This is a genomic window from Pseudomonas umsongensis, from assembly GCF_012647205.1.
Taxonomy (GTDB): Bacteria; Pseudomonadota; Gammaproteobacteria; order Pseudomonadales; family Pseudomonadaceae; genus Aquipseudomonas; species Aquipseudomonas umsongensis.
Window position 1 is genome coordinate 691,962 of sequence record NZ_CP051487.1, and the last position, 19,567, is coordinate 711,528.

At 58.5% G+C, this 19,567-nt stretch carries 20 protein-coding genes; 10 read left to right on the forward strand and 10 right to left on the reverse strand.

The genetic code is table 11. From position 1 onward, the window contains the following. Positions 1 to 152: 152 nt before the first annotated feature. From HGP31_RS03025 to HGP31_RS03055, 7 genes are all read left to right on the forward strand, one after another. Positions 153 to 1,286 carry a branched-chain amino acid ABC transporter substrate-binding protein gene (locus tag HGP31_RS03025; protein ID WP_020797619.1) on the forward strand — a complete coding sequence of 378 codons (1,134 nt, stop codon included), beginning with the start codon at positions 153 to 155 and terminating at the stop codon, positions 1,284 to 1,286. Between the two features lie 238 nt (positions 1,287 to 1,524). Continuing rightward, positions 1,525 to 2,439 carry an ABC transporter permease subunit gene (locus HGP31_RS03030; protein WP_008058951.1) on the forward strand — a complete coding sequence of 305 codons (915 nt, stop codon included), beginning with the start codon at positions 1,525 to 1,527 and terminating at the stop codon, positions 2,437 to 2,439. A gap of 3 nt (positions 2,440 to 2,442) precedes the next feature. Next, the gene (livM, locus tag HGP31_RS03035) at positions 2,443 to 3,726 is read left to right on the forward strand and encodes a high-affinity branched-chain amino acid ABC transporter permease LivM (protein WP_083350062.1); all 1,284 of its coding nucleotides are present in this window, start codon (positions 2,443 to 2,445) and stop codon (positions 3,724 to 3,726) included. After that, positions 3,723 to 4,595, forward strand: a complete 873-nt coding sequence (locus tag HGP31_RS03040; protein ID WP_020797617.1) for an ABC transporter ATP-binding protein — start codon at positions 3,723 to 3,725, stop codon at positions 4,593 to 4,595. The genes livM and HGP31_RS03040 overlap by 4 nt, the downstream gene beginning before the upstream one ends. After that, positions 4,592 to 5,308 (forward strand): ABC transporter ATP-binding protein, encoded by a 717-nt coding sequence (locus tag HGP31_RS03045; RefSeq protein ID WP_020797616.1) that lies wholly within the window; start codon positions 4,592 to 4,594, stop codon positions 5,306 to 5,308. Before HGP31_RS03040 ends, HGP31_RS03045 begins: the two co-directional genes overlap by 4 nt. An 837-nt stretch (positions 5,309 to 6,145) precedes the next feature. Beyond that, a complete protein-coding gene (locus HGP31_RS03050) occupies positions 6,146 to 6,916 on the forward strand; it encodes an SDR family oxidoreductase (RefSeq protein WP_033042202.1) in 771 nt (256 codons plus the stop codon). Between the two features lie 171 nt (positions 6,917 to 7,087). Beyond that, the gene (locus tag HGP31_RS03055; protein WP_020797614.1) at positions 7,088 to 7,993 is read left to right on the forward strand and encodes a cation diffusion facilitator family transporter; all 906 of its coding nucleotides are present in this window, start codon (positions 7,088 to 7,090) and stop codon (positions 7,991 to 7,993) included. 74 nt (positions 7,994 to 8,067) lie between these two features. Here HGP31_RS03055 and HGP31_RS03060 read toward each other — a convergent pair whose 3' ends face one another. The 7 genes from HGP31_RS03060 to HGP31_RS03090 all read right to left on the reverse strand — a co-directional run bounded on the left by HGP31_RS03060 (position 8,068) and on the right by HGP31_RS03090 (position 13,238). Further along, positions 8,068 to 9,201, reverse strand: a complete 1,134-nt coding sequence (locus HGP31_RS03060) for an AGE family epimerase/isomerase (protein ID WP_168757139.1) — start codon at positions 9,199 to 9,201, stop codon at positions 8,068 to 8,070. Positions 9,202 to 9,374: 173 nt separating this feature from the next. Then, the gene (locus HGP31_RS03065; protein ID WP_020797612.1) at positions 9,375 to 9,947 is read right to left on the reverse strand and encodes a HupE/UreJ family protein; all 573 of its coding nucleotides are present in this window, start codon (positions 9,945 to 9,947) and stop codon (positions 9,375 to 9,377) included. A 29-nt stretch (positions 9,948 to 9,976) separates the two neighbouring features. Beyond that, positions 9,977 to 10,591 (reverse strand): urease accessory protein UreG, encoded by a 615-nt coding sequence (gene ureG, locus HGP31_RS03070; RefSeq protein ID WP_008058937.1) that lies wholly within the window; start codon positions 10,589 to 10,591, stop codon positions 9,977 to 9,979. A gap of 24 nt (positions 10,592 to 10,615) precedes the next feature. After that, positions 10,616 to 11,290, reverse strand: a complete 675-nt coding sequence (locus HGP31_RS03075) for an urease accessory protein UreF (protein ID WP_168757140.1) — start codon at positions 11,288 to 11,290, stop codon at positions 10,616 to 10,618. Further along, positions 11,287 to 11,787 carry an urease accessory protein UreE gene (ureE, locus tag HGP31_RS03080; protein ID WP_020797610.1) on the reverse strand — a complete coding sequence of 167 codons (501 nt, stop codon included), beginning with the start codon at positions 11,785 to 11,787 and terminating at the stop codon, positions 11,287 to 11,289. Before ureE ends, HGP31_RS03075 begins: the two co-directional genes overlap by 4 nt. 229 nt (positions 11,788 to 12,016) lie before the next feature. Then, positions 12,017 to 12,649, reverse strand: coding sequence for a TetR family transcriptional regulator (locus tag HGP31_RS03085; RefSeq protein ID WP_020797609.1), 633 nt, complete (start codon positions 12,647 to 12,649; stop codon positions 12,017 to 12,019). 172 nt (positions 12,650 to 12,821) lie between these two features. Further along, on the reverse strand, positions 12,822 to 13,238 hold the full coding sequence (locus HGP31_RS03090; RefSeq protein WP_168757141.1) for a hypothetical protein: 417 nt from the start codon (positions 13,236 to 13,238) through the stop codon (positions 12,822 to 12,824). Positions 13,239 to 13,620: 382 nt separating this feature from the next. Between HGP31_RS03090 and HGP31_RS03095 the strand changes: the two genes are divergently transcribed. Further along, positions 13,621 to 15,690, forward strand: a complete 2,070-nt coding sequence (locus tag HGP31_RS03095; protein WP_168757142.1) for an AsmA family protein — start codon at positions 13,621 to 13,623, stop codon at positions 15,688 to 15,690. A 27-nt stretch (positions 15,691 to 15,717) separates the two neighbouring features. On the opposite strand, the gene HGP31_RS03100 is transcribed toward HGP31_RS03095, so the two are convergent. From HGP31_RS03100 to HGP31_RS03110, 3 genes are all read right to left on the reverse strand, one after another. Further along, entirely contained in the window at positions 15,718 to 16,431 is a 714-nt protein-coding gene (locus tag HGP31_RS03100; RefSeq protein WP_083350066.1) for a hypothetical protein, read from the reverse strand. 76 nt (positions 16,432 to 16,507) lie between these two features. Further along, on the reverse strand, positions 16,508 to 17,278 hold the full coding sequence (locus HGP31_RS03105) for a hypothetical protein (RefSeq protein ID WP_083350067.1): 771 nt from the start codon (positions 17,276 to 17,278) through the stop codon (positions 16,508 to 16,510). Between the two features lie 235 nt (positions 17,279 to 17,513). After that, entirely contained in the window at positions 17,514 to 18,425 is a 912-nt protein-coding gene (locus tag HGP31_RS03110) for a LysR substrate-binding domain-containing protein (protein WP_083350068.1), read from the reverse strand. A 120-nt stretch (positions 18,426 to 18,545) separates the two neighbouring features. Here HGP31_RS03110 and HGP31_RS03115 point away from each other — a divergent pair, with 120 nt between their 5' ends. Beyond that, a complete protein-coding gene (locus HGP31_RS03115) occupies positions 18,546 to 19,184 on the forward strand; it encodes an FMN-dependent NADH-azoreductase (protein ID WP_168757143.1) in 639 nt (212 codons plus the stop codon). Next, on the forward strand, positions 19,185 to 19,490 hold the full coding sequence (locus tag HGP31_RS03120) for a DMT family transporter (RefSeq protein WP_168757144.1): 306 nt from the start codon (positions 19,185 to 19,187) through the stop codon (positions 19,488 to 19,490). The last annotated feature ends 77 nt before the right edge of the window (positions 19,491 to 19,567 follow it).

A 19,567-nucleotide genomic window follows, 5' to 3' on the forward strand; every position in this document is an offset into this window, starting at 1 on the left:
CGGTTGCACGCCCAATGAAAATGGGCCCGAGATAGTCGAAATAAGAATAAAGCAGCGACTTTTTTAAGAATAAAAAACCGATGGCACGGCCCTTGCTCTGAGCAATCAGTGAAGTCGCAGTGCCAATTAAAAAAACCATGGAGCACCACCTCATGTCCCAGACGTTTTACAAGAAAGGCTTTCTGGCCCTCGCAGTGGCAGCTGCGTTGGGTGTTTCTGCGTTTGCTCAGGCTGACATCAAGATCGGCGTAGCGGGTCCAATGACGGGTGCCAATGCGGCATTCGGCGAGCAGTACATGAAGGGTGCACAGGCAGCAGCCGATGCGGTCAACGCAGCGGGCGGCGTAAACGGGGAAAAAATCGTACTGGTCAAGGGCGATGACGCCTGCGAACCGAAACAGGCTGTGACGGTCGCCAAGGACCTGACCAACCAGAAAGTCGCCGGCGTGGTTGGCCACTTCTGCTCCTCCTCGACCATCCCGGCTTCCGAGATCTACGACGAAGCGGGCATCATCGCCATCACTCCAGGCTCCACCAACCCACAGGTGACCGAACGCGGCCTGAGCGCCATGTTCCGCATGTGCGGTCGTGACGACCAGCAAGGCATCGTGGCCGGCGACTACATCGTCGACGTGCTCAAGGGCAAGAAGGTCGTGGTTCTGCACGACAAGGACACCTACGGCCAAGGCCTGGCTGACGCCACCAAGGCCCAGCTGGTCAAGCGCGGCGTAACGCCAGTGCTGTATGAAGGCCTGACCCGTGGCGAGAAAGACTTCAGCACCATCGTGACCAAGATCCGTGGTGCCGGCGCTGACGTCGTCTACTTCGGTGGCCTGCACCCGGAAGCCGGTCCTCTGGTTCGCCAGCTGCGTGAACAAGGCCTGAAAGACGTCAAGTTCATGTCCGACGACGGCATCGTGACCGACGAACTGGTGACCACCGCAGGCGGTCCGCAATTCGTGGATGGCGTGCTGATGACCTTCGGTGCCGACCCACGCCTGCTCCCAGACAGCAAGACCGTGGTAGACGCCTTCCGCAAGGCCGGTACCGAGCCTGAAGGCTACACCCTGTACGCCTACGCTTCGGTGCAGACCCTGGCGGCTGCCTTCAACGGCGCCAAATCCAACAAGGGCGAAGAAGCGGCTGCGTGGTTGAAGAAAAATCCGGTCAAGACCGTCATGGGCGAGAAGACCTGGGACAGCAAGGGCGACCTGAAAGTCTCCGACTACGTGGTTTACCAGTGGGACAAGGATGGCAAATACCACCAGCTGGAAAAACAGAAGTAAGGGCTGACTCAATCACCTGAACCCACAGATCCTCGTGGGAGCGGGCTTGCCCGCGATGGCGGACTTGCAGGAGACAATTTTGTCGAATGTTCTACCGCTATCGCTGGCAAGCCAGCTCCCACAGGGGACGGTGTGGGCCGGGCTGATCGTGGCTGACATTGCTCCGACGTATATCTGTATTTTCCTTAGAAGAACCGCACCGGCAGGTGGACAGGTTCTCATTGCGTGAGATTGCGTTATGGATGGTATTTTCCTGCAGCAACTGGTCAACGGCCTGACCCTCGGGTCGGTCTATGGCCTGATCGCCATCGGCTACACAATGGTCTATGGCATCATCGGCATGATCAACTTCGCCCACGGCGAGGTTTACATGATTTCCGCTTACCTCGCGGCAATCAGTCTGGCTCTGCTGGCATACTTCGGTATTGAATCCTTCCCTCTGCTGATGCTCGGCACCCTGATCTTCACCATCGTCGTCACGGCGGTGTATGGCTGGGTCATCGAGCGCGTCGCCTACAAACCCCTGCGTAACTCCACCCGACTGGCACCGCTGATCAGCGCCATTGGTATCTCGCTGATTCTGCAAAACTATGCGCAGATCGCCCAGGGCGCCAAGCAACAAGGTGTTCCAACCTTGCTCAGCGGAGCGTGGCGCGTGGAAGTCGGCACAGGTTTCGTGCAGTTGACCTACACCAAGGTGTTCATCCTGGTCGCAGCGTTTGTCGGGATGGCCCTGCTGACCTACGTCATCAAGTACACCAAGCTCGGCCGCATGTGCCGTGCAACCCAGCAAGACCGCAAGATGGCTTCGATCCTGGGGATCAACACCGACCGGGTGATTTCCTATGTGTTCATCATCGGTGCAGCGATGGCGGCCCTGGCCGGCGTGCTGATCACCATGAACTACGGCACGTTCGACTTCTATGCCGGCTTCATCATCGGCATCAAGGCGTTCACCGCCGCGGTGCTCGGCGGGATCGGCTCACTGCCAGGCGCCATGCTGGGCGGGATCATCCTCGGGATTTCCGAGTCGCTGTTCTCTGGCCTGGTGAACTCGGACTACAAAGACGTTTTCAGCTTCTCGCTGCTGGTTCTCGTTCTGGTCTTTCGGCCCCAAGGCCTGCTCGGCCGTCCTCTTGTGTCGAAGGTGTAAGCGATGTCCTCAACCACTAAAAAAACCATTGATATCAAGAAAAGTCTGGTTGACGCGATTCTTGCCGGCCTCATTGCCCTGATCGTGTTCGGGCCGATTGTCGGTGTCGTTCTCGATGGCTACGGCTTCAACCTGGAAACCACCCGCGTGGCGTGGATTGTCGCCATTGTCATGGCCGGTCGCTTTGCCTTGAGCATGTTCCTGCAAACCCCCAAGGGCTTGAGCATCCTCGAAGGTTTTGAAAGCACGGGTTCCGGGGTGCATGTGCTGGCGCCGGATTACAAATCGCGGTTGCGCTGGATCATCCCGTTGGTGATCGTCATCGCCGTGGTGTTCCCGTTTTTCTCCAACTCCTACCTGCTGGGCGTGGTCATTCTCGGGCTGATCTATGTGCTGTTGGGGCTTGGGCTGAACATCGTAGTGGGCCTGGCCGGCTTGCTCGACCTGGGTTACGTGGCGTTCTACGCCATCGGCGCCTATGGCCTTGCGCTCGGTTATCAGTACCTGGGGCTGGGCTTCTGGACGGTGCTGCCGCTGGCGGCGATCACCGCTGGGCTGGCCGGTTGCATCCTCGGTTTCCCGGTGCTGCGCCTGCACGGCGACTATCTGGCGATCGTGACCCTGGGCTTCGGTGAAATCATTCGCCTGATCCTCAACAACTGGCTGTCCCTGACCGGTGGTCCGAACGGTATGCCGGCACCACTGCCGACCTTCTTCGGCCTGGAATTCGGCAAGCGCGCGAAGGACGGGGGCGTGCCGTTCCATGAGTTCTTCGGCATCGCCTACAACCCGGACGTGAAGTACTACTTCATCTACGCGGTACTGTTCCTGGTGGTACTGGCTGTGTTGTACATCAAGCATCGCCTGACCCGCATGCCCGTCGGCCGTGCCTGGGAAGCGCTGCGCGAGGATGAAATCGCCTGCCGTTCCATGGGCCTGAACCACGTTCTGGTCAAGCTCTCGGCATTCACCATCGGCGCATCGACGGCCGGCCTGGCTGGCGTGTTCTTCGCCACCTACCAGGGCTTCGTCAACCCGACCTCGTTCACCTTCTTCGAATCGGCCCTGATCCTCGCCATCGTGGTGCTCGGCGGCATGGGCTCGACCATCGGCGTGGTGATTGCGGCCTTCGTATTGACCGTTGCTCCGGAACTGCTGCGTGGCTTCGCCGAATACCGCGTTTTGCTGTTCGGCATCCTGATGGTGTTGATGATGATATGGCGACCGCGCGGCCTGATTCGAATCAGCCGTACCGGTGTGACCCCGCGTAAAGGAGTAGCGCCATGAGCGAAGTCGTACTCTCCGTAGAGAAGCTGATGATGCACTTCGGCGGCATCAAGGCGTTGAATGATGTCAGCCTGAAGGTCAAGCGCAACTCGATCTTCGCCCTGATCGGCCCGAACGGCGCCGGCAAGACCACAGTGTTCAACTGCCTGACCGGGTTCTACAAGGCCTCCGGTGGCAAGATCGAACTGAACGTGCGGGGGCAGCGAACCAACGTCATCAAAATGCTCGGCGAACCGTTCAAGCCTACCGATTTCGTCTCGCCAAAAAGCTTTATCAGTCGCCTGCGCTACAAGATGTTCGGCGGCACCCACCTGGTGAACCGCGCCGGGCTGGCGCGGACGTTCCAGAACATTCGCCTGTTCAAGGAAATGTCGGTGCTGGAAAACCTGCTGGTGGCCCAGCACATGTGGGTCAACCGCAATCTGCTGGCGGGCATCCTCAACACCAAGGGCTACCGCAAGGCCGAAAGCGATGCGCTGGACCACGCCTTCTATTGGCTGGAAGTGGTGGACCTGGTGGACTGCGCCAACCGCCTGGCCGGTGAGCTGTCCTACGGCCAGCAACGTCGTCTGGAAATCGCCCGGGCCATGTGCACCCGTCCGCAGATCATCTGCCTCGACGAACCGGCCGCCGGCCTCAACCCTCAGGAAACCGAAGCGCTGAGCGCGATGATCCGGCTGCTGCGCGACGAGCATGATCTGACCGTAGTGCTGATCGAACACGACATGGGCATGGTAATGAGTATTTCCGACCACATTGTGGTGCTGGACCACGGCGTCGTGATCGCCGAGGGCGGTCCCGATGCGATTCGCAACGACCCGAAAGTGATTGCCGCCTACCTGGGTGCCGATGAAGAGGAGGTGGTATGAGCAAACCCATCCTCGAACTCAAGGACCTGGACGTGTTCTACGGGCCCATCCAGGCCCTGAAGAATGTCTCGCTGCACATCAACGAAGGGGAGACCGTCAGCCTGATTGGCTCCAACGGCGCCGGCAAGTCGACCCTGCTGATGTCGATCTTCGGTCAGCCACGCGCGGCGGACGGACAGATCCTTTACCAGGGCGTGGACATCACCCACAAGTCGTCGCACTACATCGCCTCCAACGGCATTGCCCAGTCGCCGGAAGGACGGCGGGTGTTCCCCGACATGACTGTCGAGGAAAACCTGCTGATGGGCACCATCCCCATCGGCGACAAGTACGCCAAGGAAGACATGCAACGCATGTTCAAGCTGTTCCCGCGCCTTGAGGAGCGACGCACCCAGCGGGCGATGACCATGTCGGGTGGCGAGCAGCAGATGCTGGCCATCGCACGAGCCCTGATGAGCCGGCCGAAATTGCTGTTGCTCGATGAGCCGAGCCTTGGGTTGGCGCCCATTGTGGTCAAGCAGATCTTCGCGACGCTGCGGGAGCTGGCCAAGACCGGCATGACCATTTTCCTGGTCGAGCAGAACGCCAACCACGCGCTGCGCCTGTCGGACCGAGCCTATGTGATGGTCAACGGCGAGATTCGCATGAGCGGTACAGGGAAGGAGTTGTTGGTCAACGAGGATGTGCGCAACGCCTATCTTGGCGGGCACTAAACTTTAGCGTCCAATGAAAACGCCCTGACGAGATCAGGGCGTTTTTTTTCGCCCCTGTAAAAGCTGGTAGGAGCTGTCGAGTGAAACGAGGCTGCGACCTTTTGATCTTGTTTTTTAAGAATCAAGATCAAAAGATCGCAGCCTGCGGCAGCTCCTACAAGAGCGGTGGTGTGAGGTAAAGTGAAATTGTGGAAAACAAAATTGTCGACCTCTGAAAGCGCGACATAAAGCCGCTGCAAATTGTTGTTTTATCATGGTTTTGACTTGTCCCCGTTTGCTGTGGAACTGGCTGTGAATAACGTGGGAGTAGCTGGCTGAGCGCCTTTGAATCCGTGGCTTGCAGCGCGATGGTTGTTTTTTGATCAGGCGCTTTTTCTTGTCTTCAAGGCAGCGTTGTCAACCTTTTTCTTAGCGTACAAAGAGCGCCTGAATGCAGTGAACAAGCCTGTGGATAAGTCTGTGGTTAAACTCTGGAAAGACTTGGCTGAGGGCCGTAGTTACTGGCTTGGCGCCATCGCTGGATTGACCGCGCGGTCGGGAAAATGACCCTGGGCTACACAGCAGGCCGATTGGGGTCAAGCAAAAAAGTTTCAAATCGGCCCGCAAAGCCTTGTGGATAGCGGCTTTCAGCTTTTCCACTTGCCCCCGGAATGTGTGGATGGGGCTGTGGATAAGGTGCGTGCATATGGCTGCAAGCCACGGCCGGCAAGGCGTTGCAAGTTTTGTTCGTTTTTTGTACAGAAAGCGCGCCGGTTGCCGCTGTGCGCAAGGCCGGGCATGCTGCCTGCTGATTTTCTATTCCAATGGCTGCCGATCAGCCGTAGCAAGGAGAACACCATGTCCAACACCCTGTTTATTACCGGCGCGACTTCCGGTTTCGGTGAAGCCTGTGCCCGTCGTTTTGCCGAGGCCGGCTGGAAACTGGTGCTGACAGGGCGTCGTGAAGAGCGCCTTAACGCCCTGTGCGCCGAACTGTCGAAGCAGACCGAGGTGCACGGGCTGGTGCTTGATGTGCGTGACCGCCAGGCCATGGAAGAAGCCATTGCGAACCTGCCGCCATCCTTCGCCAAGCTGCGTGGACTTATCAACAATGCTGGCCTGGCCTTGGGGGTCGATCCGGCGCCCAAATGCGACCTGGACGATTGGGACACCATGGTCGATACCAACGTCAAAGGCCTGATGTACAGCACCCGCCTGCTGCTGCCACGCCTGATCGCTCATGGTCGCGGCGCCGGTATCGTCAACCTCGGCTCCATTGCCGGCAACTACCCCTACCCGGGCAGCCATGTGTATGGCGCGAGCAAGGCGTTCGTCAAACAGTTCTCCCTGAACCTGCGCTGTGACCTCCAGGGCACCGGCGTGCGGGTCAGCAACATCGAACCGGGCCTGTGCGAAAGCGAGTTCTCTCTGGTGCGCTTTGCCGGTGACCAGGAGCGTTACAACGCCACCTATGCGGGTGCCGACCCGATCCAGCCGCAAGACATTGCCGAGACCATTTTCTGGGTCCTCAATGCCCCGGCGCACATCAACATCAACAGCGTCGAGCTGATGCCGGTGAGCCAGACCTGGGCCGGGTTTGCGATTGATCGCAGTGGTGGCAAGGCGTAAGACCGCGTTACGGCCCTTCGCGAGCAGGCTCGCTCCCACAGGGACTTTGGTGAACCTGTGGGAGCGAGCCTGCTCGCGAAGGGGCCGGAACTGACAACGCCGGACATCAGCTAGACTCCTCATCCAACAACCTCGCCGCGCCCTGCGGTTCAAGGTTTTCGAGGAGACCATGTGAGCAATCGAGGCGAGCAGGCGCTGCTCAAGCAATCGACCTTCCTGATGCTGGTGGTGACATTCGCCGGGATCATCACCGGGTTTGCCTCGGGTGCCCAATCCATCCTGTTCGATGGATTCTTTTCGCTGGTTGCAACCTTCATCAAGGTCCTGATGCTGATCACCGCCAGGCTGATCGCCAAGGAAAGCAATCAACGCTTCCAGTTCGGCTCCTGGCACCTGGAACCCATGGTGCTGGTGATCGAAGGCAGTTTCCTGTTGCTGGTGGCCATTTATGCCTTTCTCAACGGAGTGTTCGGCATCATCAGTGGTGGACGCGATGTCGAGCTTGGCTTGGTGATCTTCTACGCGGCGGTATTCACCGTCGTCGAGCTCATTTACTTTTTCTACGTTCGCCATCGAAATCGCACGCTCAAGTCATCGCTGATCCAGTTCGACAACATCAGTTGGCTGGTGGACGCGATGCTCTCGGCCGGCCTGTTGGTGAGCTTTCTTATTGCGCTGTTGCTAAAGACCCAGGGCTACGAAAAATGGGCGTTGTATGTCGACCCGATGATTCTGATTCTGCTGGCCCTGGGCATGCTCCCTCCGGCGTTCAAGATCATCGGCCCGGCGTTACGCGATGTGCTGGGAATCGCCCCGGATCAACTGGACGACAAGGTGCGCCAGGTGATGGAAGAGGCGAAGATCGAGCATGGTTTCGACGACTATATTTCCTACGTGCAGAAGCACGGTCGGGCGTGTTTTATCGAGATTCACATCGTGTTGCCGACAAATTATCCGCTGCGCAGCGTGGTGCAACTGGATGCGCTACGAGAGGAGATCTCCGCGAAGCTCGGCAAACCTGATGCGGCGAGGTGGCTGACCATCAGTTTTACCGGGGACCGCAAGTGGATTGCGTGAAACCTGGTGGATTCCTCGCAATGTAGGCGCGAGCGGTGCGGCGATCCGACTTGCCCGCGACAACGATCGTTCAGTCAACCAAGATACTCAGCCAACCCGCGATAACAGGTCGCCAAGTGATAAGGCGTAGTCGATGGCATGTCCCGCCGGCTCACTTCACCCTGTTCGTCGCGGCATTCATACCAGCCGCCCGCGTGCAGCGAGCGCTGCTGCAACGCCTGCAATTGACGCAGCACCGAAGCCTCACTGCCTGGTCGCAGGGTCAAGGCGCGCAGGTATTCGGCCTGGGCCCAGATCCGTTGAGTCGCGTCCCGTGAGCCGCCATCCGGACCCAGGTCCAGCATGGCCCGCACGGCACCGGTGTGTGGGTCGACGCCCAGTTGTTCGGTGAAGGCAAAAGCGCGCTCCAGCGAAGCATGTAGTGGAGAACCACGCAGCAGGTCGGACGACTCGAGCAGGAAATACCACTCGAACTGATGCCCGGGTTCGAACCAGTTATCCACAGCACCCAGCGGTTTTTCCATCAACACGCCGTGTTGCGGATCGATAAACCGCCGCTGCATCCCTGTGCATAAGTCCACGAGCGCCTGTTGCACAGCGAGGTCTTCACGCACCGACAGCGTGGCAAGGAAGGCTTCAGCCAGGTGCATCAACGGGTTTTGCAGCGGTCCGCTGTTCAACGATGACCAGTCACGATCGAGGCTCGCTTCGTAGAGGCCGTCACCGCTGGCGAAACGTTGCGCGATCACTTCCAGGGCTGCGTTGAGCACCGATTCCACCAGCGGCTCGCGGACTTTGTCCCAGTAGTGGGCGCAGGCGAACAGAATGAATGCGTGGGTGTAGAGATCTTTACGCTGATCCAGTGGCGCGCCCTGCGGGTCGATGCTGTAGAACCAGCCGCCATGCTCGGCATCGTGGAAGTGCCGCTGCAAGGAACGGAACAGCGCTGCCGCGCGCTCTTGAGCGCCTGGCACCTGGCCGATCAGGCTGGCAAACAGATACAGCTGCCGCGCGCAGGCCATGGCCCGGTAGCGTTGTGGAGGCAATGGGTGGTGCTCGGCGTCCAGCGCCTCATAGGGCAGCGCCAACTCGGCATTCCAGCCGGGACCTTGCCAAAGCGGCACGATCACGTCCTGGAAGTGCTGTTGCACCGAGGCAAACAGGGCGGTCAGTTCAGGCTGGGAGGCGGAGCGGGAAACAGGCGGCATTGGCTGGCGTCGTCACGGCAGGGTTGATTGCGCGACATGTTAGCAGGCCTTAGAGCTGTGTTGTCTCTCAGGCCGCTTTCGCGAGCAGGCTCGCTCCCACAATGAAACTGTGTACGCAGGGCAAATGAGGGAGCGAGCCTGCTCGCGAAGACGCCATCACGGGCAATAGAGATTTAGCTTGCCAACAACCACACGCCAGTCGCCGCCGAAGCCGCCCCCGCCAGTCTCACTAAAGGCGCAGCAGCTTGCGGCAACACCCGTACCAACGCATAACCTGCCGCATGCAACACCGCGGTCGCCGCGACAAATCCCGTGGCATATCCCCAAGGGCTCGTCATGTCCGGCAACTCCAGGCCATGCGCCACGCCATGGAACAGCGCAAACAACGCCGTTGCGGCCATTGCCAGGCTCAACGGTGGACGCACCGCCAAGGCCACCGCCAGGCCCAGCGCCAACACAGACGCGGCAATGCCACCTTCCAGCGCCGGCAGTTCCAGCCCTGCAAAACCCAGCAGACCGCCGATCAGCAGGGTGACAATGAAGGTGCACGGCAGCGCCCAACGCGCCGCACCTTTGTGCTGAGCCGCCCACAGGCCGACCGCGAGCATTGCCAGCAGATGATCGAGTCCACCGAGCGGGTGGCTGATGCCCGCGACCAAGCCATTGTCCCCGTGCCCTGGGTGGGCCAACGCAATGGTCGGTGTCAACAGCAGGGTCATTGCGCCCAGAATGCGTTTGAGTGTCATCGAGAAGCTTCCTTGTTGATAAGTCTTGATCAGGCTGCCGTCAGCAGGCCCTGGCGTTCGATGAAGGCGATGATCGCGTCCAGTCCCTGGCCGGTTTTCTGGTTGCTGAACACGAACGGCTTGCCGTTGCGCATACGCGTGGTATCGCTGTCCATCAGCGTCAGCGACGCTCCCACCAGGGGCGCCAGGTCAATTTTGTTGATCACCAGCAGATCGGATTTGCAGATCCCCGGCCCGCCTTTGCGCGGCAACTTGTCGCCAGCGGACACGTCAATCACGTAGATGGTCAGGTCGGACAGTTCCGGGCTGAAGGTGGCCGAGAGATTGTCGCCACCGGATTCCACCAGGATCAGGTCCAGGCCCGGAAAACGGCGGTTTAATTGATCCACGGCTTCAAGATTGATCGAGGCGTCTTCGCGGATCGCCGTGTGCGGGCAGCCGCCGGTCTCCACGCCGATGATGCGTTCCGGCGCCAGCGCTTCGTTGCGCACCAGGAAATCAGCGTCTTCGCGGGTATAGATGTCGTTGGTCACCACTGCCAGGTTGTAGCGTTCGCGCAGGGCCAGGCACAGGGCCAGGGTCAGGGCGGTTTTACCGGAACCGACGGGGCCGCCGATGCCGACGCGCAAGGGTTGTGTGTTCATGTGATTCTCCAGAATAAGGGGTCCTTAGGAACGGAACAGACGGCTGTACTGGCGCTCGTGGGCCATGCACGCCAGGGACAGGCCAAACGCGGCACTGCCAAAGTGTTCGGGGTTGATTCGGGTAGCATCCTGCTGGGCCTGTTGCAGCAGCGGCAGCAGTTCACTGGTCAAGCGCTGCGCAGCCTGTTGGCCCAGTGGCAAGGTTTTCATCAATACCGCCAGTTGGTTTTCCAGCCAGCTCCAGAGCCACGCGGCCAGTGCATCCTGCGGGCTGATCCGCCAGGCGCGAGCGGCCAGCGCCCAGCCCAGGGCCAGGTGTGGTTCTGGTCGTTGTTCAAGGAAGGCGCGGGCCGGTGCATCGAGTTCAGGCAGGCCGTTGAGTAACTGCTGCAAGGAGTAGCCCATTTGCCGGCTCTCCTGATGCTGTTCGCGGGTTTCCCGGCTGGCACGGTGTTCTTCGCAGCGCTGCAGCAGTTCGCTCCAATTCTCCTCGACCGCGGCCACGCAATGGGCGAGCAGTAGCGGCGCCTCGAAGCGGGCGAGATTGAGCAGCAACTGATCGCTGATCCAGCGCCGCGCGCTGTCGGGATTGTGCACTTGGCCGTTGTCCACCGCCATTTCCAGGCCTTGGGAATAGCTGTAGCCGCCAATCGGCAATTGCGGACTGGCCAGGCGCAGCAGGGCCCATGCAGGGTTCATGGGCGCACGCCGAACTGATGCAGTTTTGGCGGATAGTTGAAGTCTTCGTCGCCGTGGCGGGAATGGTGATGGCCGCCGCCGTAGGCGCCGTGTTCAGGTTGAAAGGCCGCTTCGATGGGTTCGGCTTGCGCGCCAAGTTGTTCGAGCATGGCCTTGAGCACGTAGTCGTCGAGCAAGCGCAACCAGCCGTCGCCCACTTGCAGGGCGACATGGCGATTACCCAGGTGATAGGCGGCACGCGTCAATTCGTAGGCATTGGTGCAGGTGACGTGCAGCAATTGTTCGGGACGGGCACAGACGCGTACCACGCGGCCGTCTTCGGCTTGCAGACATTCGCCGTCATACAAGGGTGGTTGACCGCGCTCCAAAAACAAACCGACGTCCTCACCTTCGGCACTGAAACAGCGCAAGCGGCTTTTGCTCCTGGCCTCGAAGGTCAGGTGCAATTCGGCGGCCCAGTCGGGTTGAGGGTCGATTCTGCGATGAATCACCAGCATCGGAAAGCTTCCAGCAATGGACAATGCTCAGGCTAGAGCAAGGGGCTTGCCAATCTGGGGGCGTGTAGGAAATACCTGTAGGCAGCGTAGGAAAAGTTTCGAGGTGCTCAGGATCTTGACTGAAATTGGTGCGCAGATTTTTCAAACTGCACCAATTTGTGGCGAACAGAGATGGCACAGTGGCGCGGCGCAGTGTAGGCGCTGCCCAAGCCTGCGATCTTCTTAAGCGTTACTCGGTACTTCCAAGCCCCTGCCAATGCTTGAGGCCGATAAAGATGAACCGCAGCTGCTGGGTGATCTTTGCTTGCGGCGTCAAGTGTTCAGGCAGCGCGTCGGCTGGCGGGTCGATGATGTCCGGCAAAGTGGCGAACACGCTCTTGACGATCAGATCGGCCATGACGCTCAAGCCGGCCATGTCCAGGTGTTGCAGTTTCGGCATCAAGGACAGGTCGGCAGCCAGGTCCGAACTGATGTTCTCGCGCAAGCGACCAATGGCCAGGCGTACCGGCAACGAACCGCCGTACTGTTCTCTGGCGAGAAACAGGAATTGCGAACGGTTGGCCGACACCACATCGAGAAATATCCGCACGGACGCGTCGATAATGCCGCCCATGACAAACTCGTTGTGCCGCACCAGGCGAATGGTTTCACGGAAGGTCTGGCCGACCTCGCTCACCAACACCAGGCCGAGTTCATCCATGTCGGCGAAATGCCGATAAAAGCCGGTGGGGACGATTCCGGCGGTTTTCGCGACTTCACGCAGGCTCAGGCTGCCAAATCCTCGGCCGCCCTCCATCAAATGGCGGGCAGCGTCCATCAAGGCGTTGCGGGTTTGTTGTTTCTGTTCGGCGCGGGGCAGCATCGCAATGACGTTTTCTGAATAGGACTGCGGCGCACTCTAGCAAATCGGCTTTGCCGGCGTCGAACGACATAGGCGGGATCAGGCGGGGCGGTGCGAATTCTACAAAAGGCAATGACCAGAAAATCAAAAGCCCAATCTGTTGATTGGGCTTTTTTCCAAGGCCACCATGGGCTTAGCTCATAGTGCTGTTGCGTTCGATGACACGGTCACCACCGCCTTCAGCAACGGTTTGACCTGGAGTGCGGTCGGAACCGTCAGCGGCAACCGTTTGACCTTGTGGAGTCTGGTCGTAGCCGTCTTCAGCGATCAGGCCTTTTTCTCTCAGGCGATCGTTACCACCTTCGGCGACGGTTTGCCCTGGGGTGCGGTCGGAGCCATCAGCGGCGATGGTTTGACCCGGAGTGCGGTCGGAGCCATCAGCAGCGACGGTTTGACCTGGGGTACGGTCGGAGCCATCAGCGGCAACGGTTTGGCTGAACACCGAGTGAGTGTCTTTCACTTGCGGAGTGGCCTGGTCAGCGGCCGGCAGTGCAAAAGCGGTGCTGGCGAGCATTGAAAGTGTAAGGCTAAGCAGAAGTTGGCGTTTCATGATGGGGTGCTCCGTAGGAGTGCGATAAATTGGGTACGAAGGCAATGCTACTCTTGATAAGTCGATATAAAAGTTCATAAACGCAATGTTAATAATCAACGGAATTGATTGTTCTCTACAGCCCTTCTAAACCGGGCCTTTGCGGCGCACCGAGGTGGGTATTTTCGACTCAACCGCGCCACGCAAAAGTGCGGCTCCGGTAACGCTGTCCGGGAGGAGGGGCGCCATGTTCAATCGCCAACGGCGGCAAAATCGGATTTTCAATTAAACCTGCGGGCCATTTGCCAGTCGTAGATTCCATGACGGGCCGGTTCTGGCCCTGCGTTTCCACTGAGCATCGCGATCGTGACGCTCAGTCCAGTCGTATCAGGAGCTCTGTGCAATGACGCGCACTCGTAAAATTCTCGCCTGGGTCGTGACCAGCCTTGTTGTCCTGCTGGCCGTGCTGGTGCTGGTCATCGTGTTCTTCGACTGGAACCGGATCAAACCGTCCCTGAACGCCAAAGTATCCGAAGAACTGCACCGTCCATTCGCGATCAACGGCAATCTGGCGGTGGTTTGGCAGCGCGAGCGCGACGAGGGCGGCTGGCGTGCCTGGGTGCCCTGGCCGCATGTGGTGGCCGAGGATCTGAGCCTGGGCAACCCGGACTGGTCGAAGGCGCCGCAGATGGCCAGCCTCAAGCGCGTCGAATTGCGCATTTCACCCCTGGCCTTGTTGGCGCAGCGTGTGGTGATCCCGCGCATCGACCTCACCGAACCCAATGCCGCGTTGCAGCGCCTGGCCGACGGTCGTGCCAACTGGACGTTCAAGTTCGATCCGAAAGACCCGAACGCCGAGCCCTCGTCCTGGGTAGTGGATATCGGGGCGATCGGCTTCGACAAAGGACATGTCACTCTTGACGACCAGAACCTGAAGACTCAACTGGACCTGCTGATCGACCCGCTGGGCAAGCCGATCCCCTTCAGCGAAATCGTTGGCGACAAAGCGGCGAAAACGGCCTCCGGGCAGGGCAGTGCGCCGCAGGATTACGCGTTTGCGCTAAAGGTCAAAGGCCAGTACCACGCTCAGAAACTCACGGGGCAGGGCAAAATCGGTGGGCTGCTGGCGCTGCAGGACGCGGCTCGGCCGTTTCCGCTTCAGGCGCAAGCGAAGATCGGCGATACCAGCATAGAGTTGGCGGGCACGTTGACCGATCCGATGAATCTGGGCGCCCTGGATTTACGCCTGAAACTGGCCGGCACCAGCCTGGGCAATCTTTATCCCCTGACCGGTGTGACCCTGCCGGATACGCCGCCGTATGCCACCGACGGCCATCTGATTGCCAAGCTGCATGAGCCGGGCGGTGCAGTATTTCGTTATGAAGCGTTCAACGGCACGATCGGCTCGAGCGACATCCATGGCAGCCTGGCTTATGTCGCCGGCCAGCCCCGTCCTAAACTCAGCGGCTCGCTGTTATCCAATCAATTGTTGTTCGCCGACCTGGCCCCTTTGATCGGCGCCGATTCCAATGCCAAGCAGAAAGCCCGCGGCGGCGAGAGCAAGCAACCGGCGGACAAGGTGCTGCCGGTCGAGGAGTTCAAGACCGATCGCTGGCGCGACATGGATGCGGATGTCGAATTCACTGGAAAGCGCATCGTCCATAGCGAAAAGTTACCGTTCAACGATCTCTACACGCACTTGGTGCTCACCGATGGCGTGCTCAGTCTTGAGCCGCTGCGATTTGGCGTGGCCGGTGGCAAGCTGGATGCACAGATTCGCCTGAATGGTCACACCGAACCGCTGGAAGGCCGGGCAAAACTGACCGCTCGAGGCTTCAAGCTCAAGCAGTTGTTCCCGACGTTCGAGCCGATGAAAACCAGCTTCGGTGAGCTCAACGGCGATGCGGATATTACCGGGCGCGGCAATTCAGTGGCCAAGTTGCTGGGCAGCGCTAACGGCAAGTTGAAAATGCTGATCAACGATGGCGCTATCAGTCGCGAGCTGATGGAACTGGCGGGTCTGAATGTTGGCAACTATGTGGTCGGCAAGATCTTTGGCGACAAGGAAGTGAAGATCAACTGCGCCGCCGCCGACTTCGACATAAAGGCTGGCCTGGCCACTACGCAGCTGTTCGTCTTCGATACCGAGAACGCAATTATCTACATTGATGGCACGGCAAACATGGCCACAGAGCAGTTGGACCTGACCATCACGCCGGAATCCAAGGGCTGGCGGCTGATCTCGTTGCGTTCGCCGCTGTATGTGCGGGGCAAATTCATCAAGCCCGACGCCGGGGTGAAAGCCGTACCCTTGATGTTGCGAGGGGCTGGAATGGTTGCACTGGGTGTGATCGCCGCACCGGCGGCGGGATTATTGGCCTTGGTGGCGCCGAGCGGCGGAGAACCGAATCAGTGCGCGCCGTTGCTCGAGCAGATGAAGTCGGGTAAGGCGCCTAAAACAGTAAAGAACTGAGCCAAGGCAACTTCAGGCTCGCCTGAATCATTGCAATTCTGGGAGGGCAGAGGGGGTGAGGTGAAGCAAGTCTGTTTGCGGTTTTTTGCCCAGTTTAGTAATAACGGTCTCTCTGATCAGGTCGTATTTAAGTTCGTTCAGTGAGCTGCGTAACAGGCGAATATTGTTTTTTCCATCCTTTATTGTCGTGAGCACAGGTTCATTCAGGATCCCCGGTGTGATCCCTCCCTTGGTCTTGAAGGAGATTTGCAGGGTCAGCAGGGCTTTATCGTTGCGCACGATCGTCAGCACCGTTGCTGTTGAGATCGATTGGTTTTCGGTCCTGGCGCCAGCAATGCCTTCAGCTCCATTGTAAGCATTAGCCTGAAGTCTAGTGATGATTGCCTTGATGGCTGATGAGTCTTCCGGTTGTTTTCTCAGATATGAAAAGACGCTGGATAGTGCTTGCTGTTCCTTCTCCGGGAGGGCGCTTCCCGTACTCTCAATGACGATATTTAGAAGGTGGCTATTATTGAATTCAAGTTGGCGGACCTCCCGGCTGTTTAGAGGGTATTCCATTCTGTTTAGGTTTCGAGTGTAAGTCTGCCACCACAGTTCATGGTCGTTGCTAGTGATTGTCGCTGTGAGATTGGCGTACAAGGTGGAGTGTAATACATCGTTTTTGAAGCAGTCGGTGTGTTTGCCGCAAAATAATATAAGGCTGCCGTTGCTCAGGTAGGCGTCATAGTTGTCTTTGTTCATGTTTTGTTCCGTTTGGGTGGCGTGCGAACAATTATTTAAATCGGCAATTTCTTGCCGATTTAAATGTCATTGATTATTAAAAGTCAGGCAGGTCAATAATGAATTTTTCTGCATCCTTGAGGTACTTTTTATACAGGGTCTCTCTGAGGCCCGAGAAAGTCTTATTGTTCAGGTAAGTGCGCACGGCACCTGATTTTATGGTGGTGGATTGCCTGGTGGTCTTCCAGAACAGGATGCCATGGGTGCTTTCCCGTGCATCCAGGGAAATGCAGTTAAGGATCATGTTCGCCTGCCCGATGTTGTCCATCCAAACCGGCGCAATGTCGAATTTTGCCTGTCCTCCGAGTTTTTTGTTTTTATCAAATATCTCAATTGCCTTGGGGCTTTTCTTTACCTCTTCTATCGCTTTTTTTGCGACGTTTGCCAAGATCCCTGCTGGATTAGGACCAATCAAGCCTGCAACAATCTCCAGGGCAACCTGGTCCATCGTGAGGCCGATTTTAGTGATGCGGACCTCCTGCATGTTTTTGTTTTGAATGACCCAGCCCAGCTTGCTCAGGCCATCCACATAACACTTGTACCACTCGAAAAGCTGTTCTTCTTTGGGGAATAGTTTGTCAGCAGCATTCTGCATGACTAATTTGCAGAGGTTGACGTCGTCGATCATCTGCTCTGACACGCCTGGTAAAAAAGCGTCGATTGTATCAGGCATGACACTGGCGGTTGGTTTGTTTATATCGTGAGGTTGGGCGTTGTACTGCTCAGGAACGTTGGCGAAGGATCGAGTTGTCATAACTGGCAGGGGTGCCAGTGAGTCGATGAATTGGAGTCGCTCTTCAATGTGCATAAGTATTCCTTTACTTTTGGTTATTTGGACAACCGATGGGTTGTGGTTCTTATAATAACTTTGTTCTCGGTGAAGTCTATCGAGTGATTGTAACTTCTGGTTGTTGGTCGATTTCGAAAGAGGGCGGCGTGGTGCGTTCTGAGAATTATCAGTAGGTGTGGGTTAATTGTTTGTATGGAGTTGTTTGCTAAGGAAGCTGCAGAATATCAAGTCGTTGGAATATTGCAGCGCCGTCTCACGTTACTTGCGAGAAGGCAAATCCGGATACTGTTGCCTCTTCCCGCAACCACGCAAAAAAAGCCCGAACCGGCGGATGTCGCTCTCGTCCTGGTACGCACAATGCGCTGTAGCCGGCGCCATCGACCTGGATTTCACCCCGATAGGCCACCAGCAATCCATTGGCGACGCTTTCTGACACCAGGATATTGCTCGCCAGCACCAGGCCCTGGCCGGCAATGGCCGCTTGCAGGGCGTAGTGCTCTTCATCGTATTCGCGCACGGTTGGCTGCCCCTCCAGCCAGGCTTCGCCAGACTGCGCACACCAGGCTTGCCAGCCATGGGCGTAGAGCTTGGAGTTGTGCCAGTGCACGCTGATCAGCGTTGGCGTTTGGCGGGCAGCCAATGCCACTTGCCCGGGCGAGCCGTAAACACCGAACGACTCGTCGAACAGGCAAAGGCCGTACAGGTTCGGATAGTCATCGAGGCTGTAGCGCACTACCAGGTCGACACTGGCGTCCTGATGCAAGTCGATGACCTCGCAATGGGTGTCCAGGCGCAGGCTGATGTTCGGGTGCCGGGCGTAGAAACGGCCCAGACGAGGCACCAGCCACAAGGCCGCAAAGGCGGCGGTGGTGGAGAGGGTCAGATTCGTGCCGCTTCGATGCGGGCGCAGGGTGTCGACGCTTTGCGCCACTTCCAGGAAAGCGCCGTGCAGGCTATGGAACAAGCGCTCGCCGCCTTCGGTCAGGCGTACCTGGCGCGGTAGGCGTTCGAACAACTGCACACCGAGCCAGGTTTCCAGCGAGCGGATCTGGTGGGATACCGCGGTCGGAGTCACCGACAATTCTTCGGCGGCAGCCTTGAAACTCAGCAGTCGAGAGGCAGACTCGAAAGCGCGCAGGGCGGTCAATGGCAACGAAGCAAACATGGAAACTCCATGGATGAAATGGATTCATCCCGACTGATTTTTGTTCAGTTGAAGCGGGGCGGCTGTGAGCGCCAAGCTGCAAGCCACGAGCAGTTTGAGTTTAGTCCCAAGGAGAGTCAGATGAGTACAGTTCTTGCGATTCATGCCAGCCCGCGAGGTGAGCGTTCGCACTCCCGACGTTTGGCGGAAGTCTTTCTGTCGGCCTGGCAGGCCCGTCACCCGCAATCGAAACTGACCCGCCGCGAAGTCGGGCGAGCGCTGATCCCACCGGTCAACGAGGCATTCGTGGCAGCCGCGTTTTATCCCCAGCCCGATGCCCGGCCGCTGTCGATGCAAGCGGACCTGGCGTTCAGCGACACGCTGGTCGACGAGTTGCTCGGGCACGACGTGCTGGTGATTTCCACGCCCATGCACAATTTCAGCGTGCCCAGCGGCCTGAAAGCCTGGATCGACCAGATCGTGCGGCTTGGGCTGACCTTCAATCACACACTGGATAACGGAATCGCGCAGTACGAACCACTGGTGCAGGGCAAAAAGGCCTTGATCGTGACCAGTCGCGGCGGATTTGGCTTCGGCCCGGGCGGCGAGCTGGAGGCGATGAACCATGCAGATACGCTTCTACGCACGGCGTTGGGTTTCATCGGCATCACCGATGTCACCGTGATCGCTGCCGAAGGCGAGGAGTCCGAGGCGCGCACCTTCGAAGTCTCTGCCGCCGAAGCAGAGCAGCGCTTGCTGGCCCTGGCCAGGGAGTTCTAAGTGGCCTGGTTGTTTTTGCTGATCGCCGCCGGGTTCGAAGTCACTTTCGCCATGGGCATGAAGTACGCCGAGGGCTTTACCCGGCTTTGGCCATCGCTGATGACCATCGTGGCGGCAGTGGGCGGGATTTATTTCCTGACCCTGGCCATGCGCGAATTGCCGGTGAGCATCGCCTACCCGATCTGGACCGCCATCGGTTCGCTGGGCACGGTGTTTCTCGGCTTTATCTTGCTCGGTGAAAGCCTGACCATGGTCAAGCTACTGTCGGTCGGGCTGATCGTGGCCGGTGTGGGGGGGCTGAAGTAGGGCGGATGACCTAGACTGGTCGTCGGTTTGTCATGTTCGCTGGAGAGGCTTGGCGGAAGTCTTGCAGTCGCCAGGCG

Excerpts from the sequence above, each read along its gene's own strand:
- HGP31_RS03025 (WP_020797619.1), top strand. The coding sequence starts at position 153 with ATGTCCCAGACGTTTTACAAGAAAGGCTTTCTGGCCCTCGCAGTGGCA.
- HGP31_RS03030 (WP_008058951.1), top strand. The coding sequence starts at position 1,525 with ATGGATGGTATTTTCCTGCAGCAACTGGTCAACGGCCTGACCCTCGGG.
- livM (WP_083350062.1), top strand. The coding sequence starts at position 2,443 with ATGTCCTCAACCACTAAAAAAACCATTGATATCAAGAAAAGTCTGGTT.
- HGP31_RS03040 (WP_020797617.1), top strand. The coding sequence starts at position 3,723 with ATGAGCGAAGTCGTACTCTCCGTAGAGAAGCTGATGATGCACTTCGGC.
- HGP31_RS03045 (WP_020797616.1), top strand. The coding sequence starts at position 4,592 with ATGAGCAAACCCATCCTCGAACTCAAGGACCTGGACGTGTTCTACGGG.
- HGP31_RS03050 (WP_033042202.1), top strand. The coding sequence starts at position 6,146 with ATGTCCAACACCCTGTTTATTACCGGCGCGACTTCCGGTTTCGGTGAA.
- HGP31_RS03060 (WP_168757139.1), bottom strand. The coding sequence starts at position 9,201 with ATGCCGCCTGTTTCCCGCTCCGCCTCCCAGCCTGAACTGACCGCCCTG.
- HGP31_RS03065 (WP_020797612.1), bottom strand. The coding sequence starts at position 9,947 with ATGACACTCAAACGCATTCTGGGCGCAATGACCCTGCTGTTGACACCG.
- ureG (WP_008058937.1), bottom strand. The coding sequence starts at position 10,591 with ATGAACACACAACCCTTGCGCGTCGGCATCGGCGGCCCCGTCGGTTCC.
- HGP31_RS03075 (WP_168757140.1), bottom strand. The coding sequence starts at position 11,290 with ATGAACCCTGCATGGGCCCTGCTGCGCCTGGCCAGTCCGCAATTGCCG.
- ureE (WP_020797610.1), bottom strand. The coding sequence starts at position 11,787 with ATGCTGGTGATTCATCGCAGAATCGACCCTCAACCCGACTGGGCCGCC.
- HGP31_RS03085 (WP_020797609.1), bottom strand. The coding sequence starts at position 12,649 with ATGCTGCCCCGCGCCGAACAGAAACAACAAACCCGCAACGCCTTGATG.
- HGP31_RS03090 (WP_168757141.1), bottom strand. The coding sequence starts at position 13,238 with ATGAAACGCCAACTTCTGCTTAGCCTTACACTTTCAATGCTCGCCAGC.
- HGP31_RS03095 (WP_168757142.1), top strand. The coding sequence starts at position 13,621 with ATGACGCGCACTCGTAAAATTCTCGCCTGGGTCGTGACCAGCCTTGTT.
- HGP31_RS03100 (WP_083350066.1), bottom strand. The coding sequence starts at position 16,431 with ATGAACAAAGACAACTATGACGCCTACCTGAGCAACGGCAGCCTTATA.
- HGP31_RS03105 (WP_083350067.1), bottom strand. The coding sequence starts at position 17,278 with ATGCACATTGAAGAGCGACTCCAATTCATCGACTCACTGGCACCCCTG.
- HGP31_RS03110 (WP_083350068.1), bottom strand. The coding sequence starts at position 18,425 with ATGTTTGCTTCGTTGCCATTGACCGCCCTGCGCGCTTTCGAGTCTGCC.
- HGP31_RS03115 (WP_168757143.1), top strand. The coding sequence starts at position 18,546 with ATGAGTACAGTTCTTGCGATTCATGCCAGCCCGCGAGGTGAGCGTTCG.